General features: G+C 47.1%; 14 protein-coding genes. 9 read left to right on the top strand and 5 right to left on the bottom strand.

Annotated features, from left to right (window positions below):
- Positions 1–81 precede the first annotated feature (81 nt).
- Positions 82–1,452: a tryptophanase gene (locus HRU80_04840; GenBank protein QOJ28238.1), complete on the top strand. Its 1,371-nt coding sequence runs from the start codon at positions 82–84 to the stop codon at positions 1,450–1,452.
- Positions 1,453–1,500: 48 nt separating this feature from the next.
- Here HRU80_04840 and HRU80_04835 read toward each other — a convergent pair whose 3' ends face one another.
- Positions 1,501–1,779, bottom strand: coding sequence for a hypothetical protein (locus HRU80_04835; protein QOJ28237.1), 279 nt, complete (start codon positions 1,777–1,779; stop codon positions 1,501–1,503).
- A gap of 276 nt (positions 1,780–2,055) precedes the next feature.
- On the opposite strand from HRU80_04835, the gene HRU80_04830 reads away from it, so the two are divergent.
- The 7 genes from HRU80_04830 (at position 2,056) to HRU80_04800 (ending at position 10,439) form a co-directional block, all read left to right on the top strand.
- Positions 2,056–4,479, top strand: coding sequence for a T9SS type A sorting domain-containing protein (locus tag HRU80_04830; protein QOJ28236.1), 2,424 nt, complete (start codon positions 2,056–2,058; stop codon positions 4,477–4,479).
- Positions 4,480–5,106: 627 nt separating this feature from the next.
- Positions 5,107–6,585: a response regulator gene (locus HRU80_04825; GenBank protein ID QOJ28235.1), complete on the top strand. Its 1,479-nt coding sequence runs from the start codon at positions 5,107–5,109 to the stop codon at positions 6,583–6,585.
- The gene (locus HRU80_04820; protein ID QOJ28234.1) at positions 6,586–7,131 is read left to right on the top strand and encodes a UpxY family transcription antiterminator; all 546 of its coding nucleotides are present in this window, start codon (positions 6,586–6,588) and stop codon (positions 7,129–7,131) included.
- A gap of 11 nt (positions 7,132–7,142) precedes the next feature.
- Positions 7,143–7,916 carry a tetratricopeptide repeat protein gene (locus HRU80_04815; GenBank protein QOJ28233.1) on the top strand — a complete coding sequence of 258 codons (774 nt, stop codon included), beginning with the start codon at positions 7,143–7,145 and terminating at the stop codon, positions 7,914–7,916.
- Between the two features lie 9 nt (positions 7,917–7,925).
- Positions 7,926–8,654 (top strand): NAD-dependent deacylase, encoded by a 729-nt coding sequence (locus tag HRU80_04810; GenBank protein QOJ28232.1) that lies wholly within the window; start codon positions 7,926–7,928, stop codon positions 8,652–8,654.
- Between the two features lie 4 nt (positions 8,655–8,658).
- Positions 8,659–10,002 (top strand): DNA repair protein RadA, encoded by a 1,344-nt coding sequence (radA, locus tag HRU80_04805; protein ID QOJ28231.1) that lies wholly within the window; start codon positions 8,659–8,661, stop codon positions 10,000–10,002.
- Between the two features lie 188 nt (positions 10,003–10,190).
- On the top strand, positions 10,191–10,439 hold the full coding sequence (locus HRU80_04800; GenBank protein ID QOJ28230.1) for an RNA-binding protein: 249 nt from the start codon (positions 10,191–10,193) through the stop codon (positions 10,437–10,439).
- 99 nt (positions 10,440–10,538) lie between these two features.
- Here the strand turns inward: HRU80_04800 and HRU80_04795 are convergent, their stop codons facing one another.
- The 4 genes from HRU80_04795 to HRU80_04780 form a co-directional block, all read right to left on the bottom strand.
- A complete protein-coding gene (locus tag HRU80_04795) occupies positions 10,539–11,720 on the bottom strand; it encodes an asparagine synthetase B (GenBank protein QOJ30455.1) in 1,182 nt (393 codons plus the stop codon).
- A gap of 152 nt (positions 11,721–11,872) precedes the next feature.
- Positions 11,873–13,132, bottom strand: coding sequence for an ATP-dependent Clp protease ATP-binding subunit ClpX (gene clpX / locus HRU80_04790; protein ID QOJ28229.1), 1,260 nt, complete (start codon positions 13,130–13,132; stop codon positions 11,873–11,875).
- A complete protein-coding gene (locus tag HRU80_04785) occupies positions 13,132–14,997 on the bottom strand; it encodes a tetratricopeptide repeat protein (GenBank protein QOJ28228.1) in 1,866 nt (621 codons plus the stop codon). Before HRU80_04785 ends, clpX begins: the two co-directional genes overlap by 1 nt.
- A 127-nt stretch (positions 14,998–15,124) precedes the next feature.
- Positions 15,125–15,493, bottom strand: a complete 369-nt coding sequence (locus tag HRU80_04780; GenBank protein ID QOJ28227.1) for a sulfite exporter TauE/SafE family protein — start codon at positions 15,491–15,493, stop codon at positions 15,125–15,127.
- Between the two features lie 290 nt (positions 15,494–15,783).
- Between HRU80_04780 and HRU80_04775 the strand changes: the two genes are divergently transcribed.
- Positions 15,784–17,514 carry a T9SS type A sorting domain-containing protein gene (locus HRU80_04775; protein ID QOJ28226.1) on the top strand — a complete coding sequence of 577 codons (1,731 nt, stop codon included), beginning with the start codon at positions 15,784–15,786 and terminating at the stop codon, positions 17,512–17,514.
- Positions 17,515–17,558: the final 44 nt, after the last annotated feature.

Below are 17,558 nucleotides of genomic sequence, written 5' to 3'. Positions count from 1 at the left end.
ACGCTAAGCCGCAAAGAACATGTACACTATAAATTGTACATTGATTTCTAATTACTAACTCCTAATTACTAATTATCAAATATGAAGACCATCATTGAACCATTCAAAATAAAATCCGTCGAGCCAATCCGCTTTACCACACGCCCGGAGCGGGAAAAAATCCTGGAAACCGCCGGATACAATCCCTTTCTCATCCATGCTGATGATGTAATGATTGACCTCCTTACTGACAGCGGCACTTCAGCCATGAGCGCTAATCAGTGGGCGGGTATTATGAAAGGTGATGAGTCCTATGCCGGCTCAAAAAGTTTTTACGCCTTTGAAAGCAAGGTTAAAGAGATAACAGGATTAACCAATATCATCCCGACGCATCAGGGACGCGCTGCTGAAAAAATCCTCTTCTCCATCCTCGGCGGCAAAGGTAAATATTTTGCGGCTAACACCTTCTTTGACACCACACGGGCTAACATCGAATATACCGGCGCTGAAGCGTTTGATTTTCTTACCGAAGTAGGCAAACATCCCGAACAGCGTGCTGACTTCAAAGGAGATATAGATCTCCCTGCACTTGAGGCCTTTATCAAAGAAAAAGGCCCGGAACATATTCCCCTTGTTATGCTTACCATTACGAACAACTCAGGCGGCGGACAGCCGGTCTCAATGAAGAATATTGAGGAGACCTCGCGGATCTGCAAAAAGTATGGCATCCCTTTATATATAGATGCCTGCCGTTTTGCCGAGAATGCATGGTTCATCAAAAAACGGGAACCCGGCTTTGCTGATATGTCCATCCCCGATATCTGCCGCATGATGTTCTCCTTCTGCCAGGGAGCAACCATGAGCGCAAAAAAAGACGCGCTGGTGAATATCGGCGGCTTTCTGGCGCTTAATAATGATGAACTGGCATTGCAGTGCCGTAATCTGCTGATTGTTACCGAGGGATTTCCCACTTATGGCGGACTCGCCGGACGTGACCTTGAGGCAATTGCCATCGGGCTGGATGAAGTGATGGATGAGCATTATCTGCAGTACCGCGTCCGCAGCGTTGAGTATCTCGGCGAGAAATTAGTGGCTGCGGGAATTCCGATAATCGAACCCCCCGGAGGCCACGCTATATATATTGACGCAAAGCGCTTTCTGCCGGATATTCCGCCCCATCACTATCCGGGGCAGTCAATCGTCTGCGCTCTCTATCTTGAAGGAGGAGTCCGCAGCGTTGAGATCGGAAGCGTGATGTTTGGCAAATATGCTCCGGACGGCAGTCTTATTTCACCGCCGATGGAACTGGTTCGCCTTGCCATACCACGCCGTGTATATACACAGAGCCATGTTGACTTCCTTATTGAAGTTATCATGGAAGTATATAACAAGCGGCATCAGCTCCGCGGGTATGCCATCACCTGGGAAGCCCCTATTCTCAGGCATTTTACCGCGACCTTCAAGCCGCTCTGATTTTTTGCTGAAGGCCGTGCCTTAGGGCGGGCGCGGCCTTTATATATATTATCCGCTTGCCTTGCCGCTTCCGCCGAAGAGTATTCCGGCGCCAAGAACAAAACCGAAGTCATACCATCCTCCGTTGTTATTCACCGCGTACATGGCAATATCCTCAAAAAACAAGCTCAGAACAAAACTCGCCGGAGCAATTATGCCATGCCAAAGCCCTCCCCAGAATCCGTAGGGCTCTGCAGCGAGGCATTCTGAAATATCAGGTGAAGGAGCACAGCCGGAAAGTACGAGTGCAGCGGCAAGAGCAGTGAATAATAATAACCGGTTTTTCATATGCAGTCTCGAAGAAGTTTGCGAATTGAAAGTTTAAAGTTATACTATAGTGTAAAATCTGATCTTCAGGAAATGCAACCTGAGATCAAAACTCAAAATTAATGAAGTTTACTCAAAGTACCGCAAACCTGCACCACTGGCCATGCGCCTGAACCTCCGGACCAAGAACCACGCACTAAGCACCAAGAACTAAGCACCAATCACTATTTAACTATGTTAATTCTCAATTCTTCAGTATTTTTCATGTAACAGTTTCACATTCATCCGGAGCAGAGCATGAAAACTCTTTTTCCTTTTCTTACTTTTCTCATTCTCACCGTAACAATCCATGCCCAAATGTTTCCGCCTGTCTGGCAGAATCCTCTTCCGACAGGTGCTGATCATAATGATCTTGTCATGTTTTCCGCATCAAACTTTTTGCTGGCAGGAAACGGCGGTGCGATAACCAGAACTGCCAACGGCGGTACCGGCTGGGTCGTAACCAATGCTGATACCCTGGAAAGAAACATTACCGCGATATCCTTTCCTTCCCCTCTTATCGGCTACGCATGCGGATCAGAAGGAATGATACTCAAAACCACTGATGGCGGAGCAACCTGGTCAGAGCAGGCTTCGGGTGTTACCGGTTCGCTTTGGGGCATTAACTTTGTTAATAATGATACCGGTTATATTGCAGGCGCATCCGGAACGATTCTTAAAACCATGGATGGCGGTGCTACCTGGGTTTCTATAAATTATGGAACCGTTACTCATTACCTTATAACCTTTATAAGCCCTTCAACCGGTTTTCTTGGTTCCACCTCCGCAACCACTGGCCGGCTGGTAAAAACAACTGATGCTGGAACTACCTGGAGTGATATCTCTTCACTTCTTGCAGGCAACAGCGGTGCCGTAAGAAGCATTACCTTTAAAGATGCACTGACCGGACTGGTATCAACTGCCTCAGGACTGATTTATCGTACCTCAGATGGCGGTACCACCTGGACCCAGGTATTTACTATCGGTTCCACTACCACCATTATATATAAAACAGCTTTTGCCGACGGCGGATTTGCTTTTGCTTCCACAACTACCGGAAGAATTATCCGTTCTACCGATGACGGGGTTACCTGGTCAATAGTGCAGACAGATTCCCGGAAAAGTCTTTATTCACTTGGCGCCTCCGGCAACAGGGTTATTGCTGCAGGCGATGCCGGAACAATCCTGACCAGTACCGATAACGGCCTGACGTTTCAGCCATTGATGAATGCAGCCAGCCAGGAGCAGTTGCAGCGCATTTCTTTCCCGACAGTACAGACCGGATATGCTGTTGGAGGAAGTATTGCCTCAGGCAACACCTTCGGAGATTTGTTAAAAACCACCGATGGCGGCATGACATGGAATAAACTCTCCTTCTCAACAACAACGCGTATCTATTCTGTCTGTTTCCTTAACGAACAGACCGGATATATCGGGTCTGAAGGTCCGACTGGTCTATATAAAACAACGGACGGCGGACTAAACTGGACGGCTTTGAATACCGGTACCGGTGTTGCAACCAGCATTATTTATGACATTGACTTTCTTGATGCCAATACCGGCTTTGCCGCGTATGCCAGCGGACAGATTGCCAAAACAACGGACGGCGGCTCAACCTGGACTGCTCTTCCTGCCGGCTTTGGCTCTGCTGCATGCTATGATATATATATCGCCAGCCCGTCGGTAATTTTTGCGCTCGGACCAGGCGGCAGAATAAGCAAATCCGTTGACGGCGGCAGTACCTTTGCGCAAATGCCAACACTCGGTACCACAACTCTTTACTCAATGCACTTCTTTAACCCTGATACCGGTTTTGTGGTCGGAAGCTCCGGCAAGATCTGGAAGACCACTAACGGAACCAACTTCACCGAAATTACCAGTCCGGTGGCTACAACCATCTACGTTGTCCGTTTTGTTAACCGGCAGCTCGGCTGGTTTGGCGCCTCAGGCGGTGATATATATTTCACCCTCGACGGAGGTGAAACCTGGAATCGCTATCCCGCATTGCTCGGTTCATCACAGTCAACACGCGATATCCAGTTCGCTGAAGGCAAAATGTGGATTGCCGGCACTGATGGCATGATACTTAAAACCAACGCCGACCCCACCATCCCGGTTGAACTCACTTCATTCACTGCCCATTATACCGGCGGCACAGTAACTCTCACCTGGGTAACCGCAACTGAAACCAATAATGCCGGCTTTGAAATTGAAAGAAACACACAGTCACCAGAGAACGACAGCTGGCACTCAGCCGGATTTGTCCCCGGAGCCGGAACCTCAACAGAGAGGAATATATATACCTTTACCGACCAGCCTGAATCAGACGGCAGTGTTTATTACCGGCTTAAGCAAAAGGATCTGGACGGAAGTTATACCTACTCTCAGGTCATCATGATAAACACCGGAGCTGTTGAATCATTTTCACTTGGCCAGAATTACCCGAATCCTTTTAACCCTGTGACCATGATAGAATTCGCGCTAGCGGCACAAAGTGAAATCACTTTAAAGATATATGACATCCTCGGCAAGGAAATAGCAACACTTGCATCAGGAAGATACCAGGCCGGCAGATATACCATTCCCTTTGACGGTACAAATTATGCAAGCGGAGTGTATATCTATAAACTCAGCTATGGCAAGGGACAGACCATTACAAAGAAGATGACTCTGCTTAAATAATTATAAATTTTGAAGTATGAAGTTTGAATTGGTTTAATTCTTAATTTTTCATCATAAAAGCCCCGGTATTTCCGGGGCTTTTTTATTTTAATGAAAATAGCGGCTGAGAAATCGCATATACTGCAAAGGTTCTATAAATGGTAAATGCCCGAAGCACTGTCTCCTACCCGGTATCCGAGCGAAGCCAGGGACCACTTACCGGTGTCCGAGCGGAGCCGAGGACCCTTACCAATGTCCGAGCGAAGCCGAGGACCCTCTTGGAGTCCGAGCGAAGCCGGGGACCCTCCTTGGTGTCCGAGCGGAGCTGAGGACAACTCACCAATGTACGAGCGTAGCCGGGGACCTCTTACCGGTGTCCGAGCGCAGTCGAGGACCATCCGGTGTCCGAGCGGAGCCGAGGAACCTCATCGATGTCCGGGCGAAGCCGAGGACCCTCCCTGGTGTCCGAGCGGAGCCGAGGACCCTTCCCGGTGTCCGAGCGCAGTCGAGGACCACTTACCAATGTTCGAGCGAAGTCGAGGACCACTCCGGAACCGTTCAAAACCCGCAATTCCCCCCTCTTCAATCATAAAAGATTGCTATATTTGGGATGTTTTTCACTAATAATAAAGGGTTCTCAAGGATTTAATGCCGGTTGGTTCACCGTTTTTAGCTGCGCTCAGGCAAATTGATATCGCTCTGATAACAGGAGAGTTTTCTGACACCTCCCTGATGCTTAGCTATTCAGAGGGTATCAAGAAGATAACCGGCTATACCTCAGCCGAAATCAGCGGGCTCCCGGGCCGTATCCTGAATATCATTTTTCCGGAAGATTCAGCTCAGGTGCTCAGAAGCCACAAAAACCTTTTTGCGGGGGGAGAAAAATCCGTCGAGTCATTTCTTATTTACCGGCTGATGTCAAGATCGGGGGAGATGATCTGGGTCAAGGAGTATCTGCACTGTGAAAAGGATCCTTCCGGAGAGCGGTATCATATCACCGGCTACCTGACCGATATTTCCGCGGAAAAAAACAGCGAGGGGCTGCTGCAGGAAGAGGTAAAAAAACTGAAAGAGCAGATTGCCTCTAAAGACCGGTTTATTAATATCCTTTCACATGATCTACGCGCCCCTTTCACCAGCATACTCGGCTTTTCTGAAATCCTGCTGAATGAACCGGCCCTCTCCCAGAAGGAAAAGAACGAATACCTTACCTATATATACGATGCATCTCAGAATCAGCTGCAGTTTATCAGCTACTTGCTGGACTGGTCCCGCCTTCGCACAGGCTCGCTCCGCATTGAACCTCAGCGGCTGAATGCCGCGGCCCTGGTTTATAACTGCGTCAGCTCACTGACCGGCAACGCCATCAGAAAGAACATTGAAATCCGTGTTGATGTCCGGAGCGACCTCTATATCGAAGCTGATGAGCGGCTGATTACTCAGGCAATTGTCAATCTCCTGAATAATGCCATTAAATTTTCGTACGAGGAATCGGTTATTGAAATCATTGCCGGTACCTTTAATGAGTCCCAGGTTGAGTTTATCGTCAAGGATAACGGTGTGGGCATACCGCAGGATGAACAGCAAAAACTTTTTAACCTTGAAAAGAATTTTTCCAAGGAAGGCACCAGAGGAGAAAAAGGCAGCGGATTCGGGCTGGCATTCGTCAAAGAGATTATCACCAATCACAGCGGTGATATCTGGTTTTATTCTGAGGAAGGAAGCGGATCGGAGTTTCACTTCACCGTACCCATCCCCTCTAACACAATGCTTATCGTTCTGAAAGACCACGCTGAAGCTGAACACCTGGAAGAAGCGGTCAAAGCAACGTTCCCTGATTTTACGGTATTTAACGCTCAGAATGGATACGATGCTATTACCATCATAACTGACAAGCACCCGAACCTGGTTATCACCGATCATAATATGCCGCTGATGACCGGCATTCAGTTAATCGAAGCCATAAAAAAAGGAGAAAGCGGGCTAAAATCGCCTTTTGTGGTTCTTCTTGATGAGGTAAATTCCGATACGGAAAATAAATATTTCAAACTCGGGGTTCGGCATGTATTAACCAAACCCTACAAAAATGAGCAGATGGTAAAAGCTCTCCGCTCAATTCTCGCTTAGATGAAAGAACTGTTACTAAAAGAAGATGAACGGGCATGGTTTGCCCTTTATACCAAACCCAGATCGGAATTCAAGGCCGAAATGCAGCTTAAAAGCTCCGGTATTGAATCCTATCTCCCCTCCATTCAGAAAGTAAGCGTCTGGTCTGACCGTACGAAGAAAATCAGAAGCATTATTATTCCCAGCTATATTTTTGTATATACCACACTAAAAGAGCGCACGCTCGCCCTGCAGCAGCCTTCCATTGTCCGCTGCCTCTATGAGCATGGCAGGCCGGCGCGCATTCCCGAGTGGGAAATTGAAAACCTGAGAAGTTTCCTGAACAAGGGAGAAAAATTTATTGTCATGAACGGATTAGTGAAGGGGGCTAAAGTCCGCATTACCGGCGGACCATTTGCCGAGGTCACCGGTATTATCGTAGAAGAATCAAATCAAAAATCATTCGCGGTGGCTATCGAACTGCTGAACCGCACGATCGTAACACACTTCCCTGACGGAAGCATGTTCGAAGTCCTCAGCCGCCCTGAAGAAACCCTTATCACTTAACGGAGTACCGTATGAAACAATACTTACTGCTTATATTCTTTTTTCTCATCTCAGCACTGGTATATACACAGACTGTTGAAGAACTGATATCACAGGGAGATCAGCTTGCTACTAAGGACTTCAAAAACAGCGAAGCTCTTGAAAAATATCTTGCTGCTGATAAACTTTCCCCCAATAACTGGGAAATTTACTGGCGCCTGAGCCGTACCTATGTTGATATCGGCGAACACCTCCCGGCAGGCACCGATGCTCAGAAAGCTGAACAACTTGCAAAATACCAGCAGGCATTCACGTATGCCGATAAAGCAGTAAAACTCGCTCCGGATAAATCCGTAACCTACCTCCGCCGCGCTATTGTGAACGGCCGTATTGCTCTCTTTAAGGGAGTATGGGATGCACTTGGACTGGTAAAGGATGTGAAAGCAGATCTTGAAAAAGCAATCAAACTCGGCAATGGCGGAAACGAAATTCAGGCAACCGCTCACTATGTGCTTGGCAGAACCCATACCAAAGTTTGTGAAAAATCTTATTTCGTCCGGCTCCCTCTCGGTCTGGGCTGGGGTGATTTAAAGGTTGCAATTGCTGAAATAAAGAAAGCCATTGAACTGCGCCCGAATTTCAGGATGTTTCATTATGATCTGGCTCTGGCATATATAGCTGATGATGATTATAAAAGCGCGCGTCAGGCCCTGCAGAAGATCCCTTCAATTCCCGTGGCAGATGAGGATGATGTGAAACTTGCGGGTGACGCAAAGAAACTTCTTGAAGAAATTAAGAATAAGTAATATATATCCATGACTGAACTGAATCCGGTCTTTCTTGATAAACTTGGCTCCGCCAGAAAAATCACCTTCTTTACCGGCGCGGGCATGTCCGCCGAGAGCGGCATACCAACCTTCCGCGGTGAAGACGGCATCTGGAAGAAATTCCGCCCGGAGGAGCTTGCCAATTTCAAAGCGTTCGTCCGCTCCCCTGAAATGGTGTGGGAGTGGTATCAGCACCGCCGGCAGATTATCACCGAGTGCCTTCCGCATCCGGGGCATCATGCCATTAAAGACCTGGAATCAAAGTTCAGCGTAACCGTTATTACCCAGAATATTGACGATCTTCATAACCGTGCAGGTTCATCCCGCGTGATTGAACTGCACGGTAATATATTAAAGAACTACTGCCTCTCCTGCAAGAAGCGCTATGATCATCCGGCTGAACTCCACATTGAAGGAACTCCCCGCTGTACCTGCGGAGGGCTTATCAGGCCTGACGTGGTATGGTTCGGCGAGAATCTTCCGGAAGGAGTATTTGAACGAGCGGAAGATGAAGTAATCAGTTCAGATATACTCTTCTCCGTCGGGACCTCATCCATCGTATATCCCGCGGCATCACTGCCGCACACAGCAATAAAAAGAGGAGTATATGTGGTGGAAATCAATCCGGTTGAAACGGAGTTCACTGAATATGCTGATCTTTTCCTCAAAGGCAAAGCGGGAGAAATCCTTCCGCAAATTGTAAAAGCACTCTCCTGAGACTTTGAAAAAGCAGAAAATAAAATTCGTCTGCTCATCATGCGGTTATGAGTCGCTTCGCTGGTTTGGGAAATGCCCTGAGTGCTCCGGCTGGAATACTATGGTCGAAGAAATCGCGGAAGACAAAAAAAATTCACGCTCAGCCTCTCCGTCAAAAGATTTTTCCTTATATACCTTAAAGCATATATCCGCTGATGAAAAAGAACGATATACCACAGGCCTCGGTGAGTTTGACCGCGTGCTTGGCGGCGGGCTGGTCCCCGGCTCAGTTGTTCTGATAGGCGGAGACCCAGGCATCGGAAAATCAACACTCGTGCTTCAGGCCGCTTCCGGCATTGCAGGAAAAGTGATGTATATATCAGGAGAGGAGTCACTCCGGCAGATAAAGCTCCGTGCCGACCGGATTAATGTGCGCTCGGAAAATATCGTCCTGGCATCTGAAACAGAGCTTAACAATATCCTTCATGCCGTTCAGAAGGAAGAACCTGTAGTACTGATTGTAGATTCAATACAAACCACGTACGACTCCCGCCTTGAAAACTCCCCCGGCACCGTAACGCAAATCCGTGAATGCACGGCCGGCATTCTTGATGATGCAAAGAAAAAAGGATTTGCCGTACTGCTGATTGGCCATGTGACCAAAGAAGGATATATAGCCGGGCCAAAACTGCTCGAGCACGTGGTTGATGCAGTCATCCAGTTTGAACCTGAAACCGGCGGCAACTATCGTGTCCTGCGTGCAATCAAGAACCGTTTCGGCTCCACAAACGAACTTGGTATTTTTGAAATGTCAGAAAATGGCTTGCGGGAAGTCCTTAACCCAAGCGAAGTATTTCTTTCTGAAAGAAGCGGAGAAGTATCCGGCTCAGTGGTAACTGCGGCCGTTGAGGGTACGCGCCCAATACTTATAGAAGTACAGGCATTGGTTACCCCATCCAACTTTGGAAATCCTCAGCGGATCAGCACCGGCTTTGATCAGCGCCGGCTTTCAATTCTTCTGGCTGTACTTGAACGCAGGGCCGGAGTACGGGTCTCCAGCCACAATGTCTTTCTTAAAATAGCAGGGGGAGTTACAATCGAGGAGCCGGCAGTTGATCTTGCTGTCTGTGCCGCCGTCTGGTCAAGCGTTACCGACCAGCCGGTGAATAAGGGGATACTGCTGCTGGGTGAAGTTGGACTCGGGGGTGAAGTACGGGGTATTAATTACGCTGACAAACGAATCTCTGAAGCAGAGAAACTGGGGTTTGAGAAGATTGTATTACCCTCAAAAAACTATTCTGCCGCCTCCTCAAAATCAGCCCGTCTGATTCCGGCAGAAAGTCTTTCCTCGGCGCTGCAGACCCTCTGAGTATCCGGTTTCTATCGTTCACCGATTGTACTGCCCCATAAAGATTAAACCCCACAAATTTTTCTATTGACTAATGTTAAATTTTTGTTAAAGTTCTTGCTTTTTGGAAATTTCTCTTTATCTTGCAAAGCGGGTTTTTGTGCCCGCAACGTTAATTCATTTTTTTGGTTCTTTTTTCGAGGTTCTTAGTGGCTGTAAAACTTTTCGCCGGTAATCTTCCATGGACTTTGGGTGATGATTCTCTGAAATCAACATTCGAGCCCTATGGCAAGGTTGTAAATGCCAGGATCATTAAAGATCGTGATACTGGCAAGTCCAGAGGTTTTGGTTTTGTTGAGATGGAAGACAATGCCGAAGCCGAAAAAGCGATGCAAGCGTTAAATGGTTCTGAATTGAACGGACGCAAGATTATCGTCAACGAAGCAAAAGCTCGTTAACGGTCATCTGATTGTTTCTGGTGGGGGGTGTTCCTTTTCGATGTTCTGTCCTGATAGTAGATGTCCGCGATTGTTTCAAAGTGAGGCGCCCCTTTTTTTTCACGTCTTTTGTTTCTTCTTTTTAGCAGCAGGAAATAAGATATTATTAAGAATCAGCCGGTAACCCGGTGAGTTCTTATACAGATTCAGATCAGTGGGCGGATCCCCTACCGCGTGCTGATAATCTTCCGGATCATGTCCTCCGTAAAACGTAAACGTACCTCTCCCGAAATTCCCGTGTATATATTTTATCTGATCAGTACCGGCACGTTCTCCCATAATAACTATTGACGGCTTGATAAATTCCCGCCTGAACATGGTGGTCTGCCCCATAAAGCCGCGGATCACATTCGCGTGGTTCTGCGTGAGCATGGTGGGAACCGGGTCATATTTCGCGGAAAACTCAAACAGGGTAAAATAATCATTCTGCATGTCAAGAATTTCGCCCGGCTGTATATCAATGCTGCTGTATTCATATACATACGGATTGGTCTCAAGCCGGAAGTTTTCAAAAGCCAGCGCATTTCCAAAATCAAGCTTTGACTGCGCCTGCGGATCCGCCGCGTCTCCGTCAAACATCCTTTCGCATATATCGGTCGCGTGCGCGGCAAGTGATATATCATAGGAGTCTGTGGCAGAGCACATGGCAAACATAAATCCGCCGCTGCTTATAAAGCTTTTCATTTCAGCAGCCACGGCAAGCATCATATCAGAAACTTTTTTGTAACCCAGCTTTTTTGCTTCATTTTCGTAGCGGATTTGCTGCTCTATATACCAGGGAGCATTGCTGAAACTGGCATAAAATTTTCCGTACTGACCGGTAAAATCCTCATGATGCAGATGCAGCCAGTCATATTTGGATAAATCACCGCGGAGGATCTCTTCATTCCAGATTTTATCATACGGAATCTTTGCGTATTCAAGCGCGAGTGTTACCGCGTCATCCCAGGGGGCAAATCCGGGCGGCACATAAACCGCTACCTTCGGGGCTTTCTCAAGCCGGATCAGTTCCATATTTTCATCCTCGCTCTGCACCAGGGAATAAATATCCACCATTTTGGATGAACTAATCACATCAAAGGAGACACCTTCAATGCGGCATTCTGTTTCAATCTCACGGGAGTAGTCAATCATAAAAGAGCCGCCCCGGTAGTTAAGCAGCCAGTCAGCTTTCAGATTCTTCTCAAGAGCACGGAAGGTGATGCCGTATGCTTTCAGGTGATTTGTCTGCGCTCCGTCCATATAAATGAGCAGTTTATCCTGAGCAAGGAAAAAACTCTGCGCAAGCAGTATCAGTACAAGGATCTTTGGCATCATGATAAGGTATTGTTGAAAGAATGGATATCAGCGGAAGCCCGGATGGGGCTTTCCGCTGATGAAATATATACTCCGTTTCAGGCGGACTGTTTTTCGCCTTCGATAAATATCGGTTCAGCACCCCCCTCAACCACCTCCCTGGTGATTATACATTTGCAGGGAGTTTCACGCGAGGGAAGATCAAACATGATATCAATCATAAACTCCTCCACAATGGAACGCAGCGCGCGTGCACCTGTTTTCCTCTCGATAGCTTTTTTAACCATCGCGTCTATGGCAAACGGATCAAATTCAAGTTCGATATTTTCATACGCAAACAGCTTTTTATACTGCCTGAGTATGGCATTCTTCGGCTTCAGCAGGATATTCTTCAGCGCTTCTTCACTCAGGGAGTGGAGCGGAGCAATTACCGGTATTCTTCCGATCAGTTCCGGTATCAGACCGAAGCGGAGAAGATCTTCCGGGGCAACAGACTGCAGCAGTTCATCATCATTTAAATGATGCTTCTGGTCTATATCCGCGGCAAAGCCGTATTTACTTTTATTAATGCGGGCAGCGATGATTTTTTCAATTCCTTCAAACGCTCCTCCGACTATAAAAAGAATATTTTTTGTATTAACGTTTATAAGATTCTGCTCCGGATGCTTTCTGCCGCCTTTCGGGGGAACACCGGCAACCGTTCCTTCCAGTATTTTCAGAAGTGCCTGCTGCACTCCCTCGCCTGAAACATCACGGGTAATGGAAGTGCTTTCGCTCTTCCGCGCGATCTTGTCTATTTCATCAATATATACGATTCCCTTCTGCGCCCGCTCCAGATTATAATCAGAAGCCTGAAGCAGATGCACCAGAACGGTTTCCACATCATCCCCGACGTAACCGGCTTCGGTTATGGTTGTGGCATCAGCAATAGCAAAGGGAACATCCAGAATTTTCGACAGCGTCTGAGCAAGCAGGGTTTTACCTACCCCGGTCGGGCCCAGCAGAAGAATGTTGCTTTTTTCTATCTCAACATCATCCAGTTCAAAGAACACATTGTCTGAGTTTATTCTTTTGTAATGATTATACACCGCGACCGAAAGCGTTCTTTTGGCGCGGTCCTGGCCTATGACAAACTGGTCAAGAATTTCCTTTATGCCTGCCGGGGTGAGTTTTCTGGTGTCCTTTTTTGCCTTCGGGGCGCTGTATGCGGCTATATTGCTTTTCAGGATATCAACACTGCTGGTAACACAGATATCACAGATATATACATCCGGTCCGGCTATCAGACTGGTTACTTCTCCGGCGCTGCGGCCGCAAAACGAACATTTGTAGGGCTTACCGCCCGGTTTTTTTCCCATTATGAGCTGCTCTTATTCCTTAAACGTACGAGTTTTTCTCTTACTTCTTCTGTAAAAATTGACTTCGGAAATTTACTTAAAAAATCCTCATAAACCGAGACTGCCGCAGGGGTATCTTTTATGCCATATTCAAGCATATTCCCAAGCAGAAACATCAGTTTATCTGCAAAAATATTCTTCTCCTTTGCCAGGATGCTGTCAATAAAGCCCTTTGCTTCATTGAATCTGCCGGCTGAAACCGCTATATGGGCAATTCTGACCTGAGAAGTGTGCCTGAGCAAAAAGGGAAATTTCTCATTAAGATGCATCAGGTTGTACCTCTGTTCCGCCTCCTCAAATTTTCCCCCTGCCAGAAGCTGTTCGGCACGGGAAAATTCAAGCAGTGCCAGGGAGTCCTTCATGGCTCCGTTTATCATCATGGAAAGTTCAAGCGCGTCATTTGCGGTGTTATCACTGCCGCTTCTGGTTATCCCGGCAAGAAGTTCCGAGGATGCAGGAAAATCCCCCTGGTAAAACTTCAATTTCGCCAGAAGAAAATTCAGACTGCTCAGTTCATGAGGAGCAAGACCTGGCTGCCCATTTGCCTTCAGGAGGATGTTTTCAGCTTCCTGCAATTCCCCCCGTCTCAGATGCACTTCTGCTTTTCCCCGGTAGGCAGCACGGGCTCCTGGATACATGGGGAAATCATTAATAACAACGGAGTAATATCTCAATGACTCATCATACATCCCCAGTTCTTGATATACCGCGCCAAGCCGGATTCTTGCCTCAACAGAAATCTCGGCATAGGGATATACGGAAATAATTTCCTTATAGAGTTCTGCAACCTTTTGATACTTCGACTTTGCATCATCACTCAGCCGGGGATAGGGTATCCACCTGTTCTCAGGAGCTTCAGACTGCTGATAGACCGTTCCCTCAAGAGAGCGGACATAGGAAACACGCCACTGAGGCATCTGCGGCGCTTTCGGATAGCTTTCAAGCAAATAGCTGAACACATCCGCCGAAACTTTATAGAGTTTGTCGTTATACAGCCGCATGCCAAAGGAATATATATCTTCTCCGTTCCGGCTCTGGCTGCGGTCAAGTTCTTTGTAAAGATCAAATGCTTTTCCTGTTTCACCGGTTTCGGTATAAATTTCAGCGAGCAGGCGCATTACCTCACGGCTGGCGGAGTATTCCGGTCGTGAAAGCACCCGAAGCGTTGACTCCGCCGCATCGGGCTTTCGGATATATGTTAGTACGCGTGACTGTACCGCGAAATACTGCTCCGGCGAGACCGCCAGCAGACCGGCATACTCTTCGGCAGCCTGTTCAAACTGCATGGTGATGGAATAAAGATAGCCCAGATCAAACGCAAACGCTTTGATGTTCTTTGTATTCTCTTTACCGAACCGCAGAATGCTCAGCGCGAATTCAAAATCCCGCAGTTCAAGCGCGGTGTTGGAAAAAACCTTGTACGCAACCGGATCACCGGGATTGAATGATATATATGACCGCCAGAGTGAATCAGCCGCGGACTCCCGCCCCTGAGCATAGTAGCTTTTGCCCAGAAGTGAATAGAGATTCATATCCCGCGGAATCTGCCGCACCGCTTTTTCCAGAATCTGAACCGCCTTATCATGTTCCTTTAGCTGCGTATATACCCGGTGCAGCGCCATAATAAACTGCTGATTTGCCGGCTGTTTTGCGTAAAGTTCTTCATAAATCATCCTGGCACGGGCAAAATCCCCCGCCTGCTCATAACTCTGCGCCAGCATAAACCGGTTGCCTGAGTCATCGTAACCCTGGGGTAAAATCGTTCCTGCCGGAGCCAAAAGCAGTACCAGCAGAAGATAAACTAATCTGTATCGCTCAGAACGCAAATAATGATTTCTCTAATGAATGAGGTAAATTTTCCGGAAAAAACATCTTCCGGCATGCATATTGGACGCCCGAACCATGCCGGAGATTCCACACTGATTGGGTAATACGTCCGTCAGCGGAATTCGCTTATTTATTAAAAAACAGCTTCATGGCATAAAGAAACAGAAACACGGCAAAAATCCGTTTAACAGTAAGTTCGGGCAGATCTGCCACAATCTTTGAAGTAAAATAACTGCCAATCACAAACGTAACCGCCATAAAAAGAGCCGCTTTTATATCAACAAAACCGGCTTTATAATAATTCATGACCCCCAGAAGACCTATCGGCAGAGCCAAAAGAGTAAGTGAGGTTCCCTGAGCCATTTTCTGTGAAAAGCCAAGCAAAAAAACCAGCCCGGGTATTATAAGAATACCTCCGCCAATTCCCAGCAGCCCGCTCGCTGCACCAGCCGCCAGACCGATTCCGAGTAAAACTACAATTTGTCCTGCATCCATAGATTCTTTCTGATACATTGATAGTAAAAAAGTAAACCGTCTTTTACCCGGTCCGGGCAGCGGTTTTTCCATAAAATGGGAAAAGATTTGAACTTTCCCTCACTTAAAATAAGGGATTCTTGCGGAATGTTAATAGGCGTAAAATTTCAAAGGAATTTTGGTTCAATATTTGATAGAAAATCTCAGCAGGCTGATTACAGGTGGATATTCTGCGAAAGTGACTCGACTCAGAATTTTCAGTAAATCAGCCAGTAAAGTTTTACATCATAAATAATACGAATGAGGTTCTCATGTTACACAAAATACTGTTGCTAGTATTTGTTTTTGCCTCCCTCGCGGTTCCGCAGAACTACAAGGGTGTTGAAAACTGCCAGATGTGCCACAGCGGCCCGCTGAGAAGTTTCCCCGGTTTTTCAAGCTGGGAAGCAACTCTCCATAGCCAGATTCATCTCCCCCCTTCAGCCACAACAATGAAGGGAAATTATACCCAGACCGTTTCCATGGGTGCTTCCTACGGAAACGCAACGGTAACCTTCCGCGTTGACGGATCTAATTATTTTATCCAGCTGAATCCTGCTTCCGGCAGTATGGTTGAGTATCAGGTTGTTTTCACTTATGGCGGCGGCTGGAAACAGCGCTATCTGGTTAAGATCGGCGACAGCTATTATATGCCTCCGGTTCAGTGGAACCTGAATAAATATAAAGATAATTCATCAGGCGGATGGGTTAGCTATAATCCGCAAAACTGGTTCACCTCCACTGGTGCATTAAAACCAATTGACAATACTTTCAGAACAAAGTCCTGGGATAAAAATTGCGCAGGATGCCACGTTGTTCCCGGCACTAATACCAACACCGTTAACAAAGTAGTAAACGGAAGTGATACCTCCTGGGTTTATGGATGGGCAAACAGCAATTCAGTAAAGAATATTGTTGTTGGATGCGAATCCTGCCATGGTCATACAACCGGATTTGCCGGCGGCGGACATGCCAACCCTCTTACTGGCCTCAGTTATGACAGAAAACTTGAAGTCTGCGCTCAGTGCCACTTCAGAGGAAAGAGCAATGCCGGAACTCATGAATATCCTTATGACGAAGCAACCGGAAAAGTATTCCAGCCCGGCGAAACTCTCGCCAATTACATCATTGAAGCTCCGGGTCTCTGGCCTGACGGAAAATCCTCAAAACAGCATCACCAGCAGTCTCAGGATTACAAATTTTCAGCTCACTTCAGTGAAAGTTCAGGAATGACCTGCGTTACCTGCCATGATCCTCATCAGGAAACCGCATTCCCTCATCAGCTGAAAGAAGACTTTAACTCCATGACTCCGGGTGTTGGCTGCGTAAAGTGCCATGCTGATAAAGCCGCCGAAACCAACGGAAGAAACAATCACTCAAAGCACCTGCAGGCAATGTCACAGTGCGCAAACTGCCATATGACCCACACCGCGGTCACTGCAAAAGCATATGACATTTCAAGCCATGCTTTTACCGTTATTCGTCCGAGTGCTACTCTTGATCTGGCAACTTCTACCAACGGTATGATTAATACCTGCGCAGCTGCCTGCCACCGTAACGGTCAGGGTACCCGCGGGTTTGGTCCGAACTTTGGTATTACCGATGCAAGCTTAACCAACTGGGCAGAAGCTACCGATATCGCGCTTGCTGATACTCTCTGGAGATATTATCAGATTATGTATAATATCGTTGGCATAAAACAGGAATCAAATACCACCCCGGAAACATTTACTCTGGCACAGAACTATCCAAATCCGTTTAACCCGACAACTACTATTAAGTTTGCGGTTGCAAAGGATGCTAAAGTCCGTCTGGAAATTTACTCTGTTGACGGTCAGTTAGTAAACGTTCTGGTAAATCAGCAGATGTCTGCGGGAAGCTACAGCGCCCAGTGGGATGCAAAATCCATTACCGGTCTTACTGTTCCGAGCGGAATATATCTCTACCGTCTGACAGCAGATAATGCTGTTGTCATGACCAAAAAGATGGTTCTGATGAAATAATTCTTCACACAATTGTGTGATTTAAAAGGCACCGTGAAACCGGT

This window comes from Ignavibacteriales bacterium, from assembly GCA_015709675.1.
GTDB lineage: Bacteria > Bacteroidota > Ignavibacteria > Ignavibacteriales > Ignavibacteriaceae > H2-BAC3.
Note: the sequence above shows the minus strand (reverse complement) of the source record. Positions and strands in the feature narration are given on the sequence as shown.

What these genes read in the sequence shown, in the direction of transcription:
- HRU80_04840 (QOJ28238.1), top strand. Translation starts at nt 82, where the DNA reads ATGAAGACCATCATTGAACCATTCAAAATAAAATCCGTCGAGCCAATC.
- HRU80_04835 (QOJ28237.1), bottom strand. Translation starts at nt 1,779, where the DNA reads ATGAAAAACCGGTTATTATTATTCACTGCTCTTGCCGCTGCACTCGTA.
- HRU80_04830 (QOJ28236.1), top strand. Translation starts at nt 2,056, where the DNA reads ATGAAAACTCTTTTTCCTTTTCTTACTTTTCTCATTCTCACCGTAACA.
- HRU80_04825 (QOJ28235.1), top strand. Translation starts at nt 5,107, where the DNA reads ATGCCGGTTGGTTCACCGTTTTTAGCTGCGCTCAGGCAAATTGATATC.
- HRU80_04820 (QOJ28234.1), top strand. Translation starts at nt 6,586, where the DNA reads ATGAAAGAACTGTTACTAAAAGAAGATGAACGGGCATGGTTTGCCCTT.
- HRU80_04815 (QOJ28233.1), top strand. Translation starts at nt 7,143, where the DNA reads ATGAAACAATACTTACTGCTTATATTCTTTTTTCTCATCTCAGCACTG.
- HRU80_04810 (QOJ28232.1), top strand. Translation starts at nt 7,926, where the DNA reads ATGACTGAACTGAATCCGGTCTTTCTTGATAAACTTGGCTCCGCCAGA.
- HRU80_04795 (QOJ30455.1), bottom strand. Translation starts at nt 11,720, where the DNA reads ATGGACGGAGCGCAGACAAATCACCTGAAAGCATACGGCATCACCTTC.
- clpX (QOJ28229.1), bottom strand. Translation starts at nt 13,132, where the DNA reads ATGGGAAAAAAACCGGGCGGTAAGCCCTACAAATGTTCGTTTTGCGGC.
- HRU80_04780 (QOJ28227.1), bottom strand. Translation starts at nt 15,493, where the DNA reads ATGGATGCAGGACAAATTGTAGTTTTACTCGGAATCGGTCTGGCGGCT.
- HRU80_04775 (QOJ28226.1), top strand. Translation starts at nt 15,784, where the DNA reads ATGTTACACAAAATACTGTTGCTAGTATTTGTTTTTGCCTCCCTCGCG.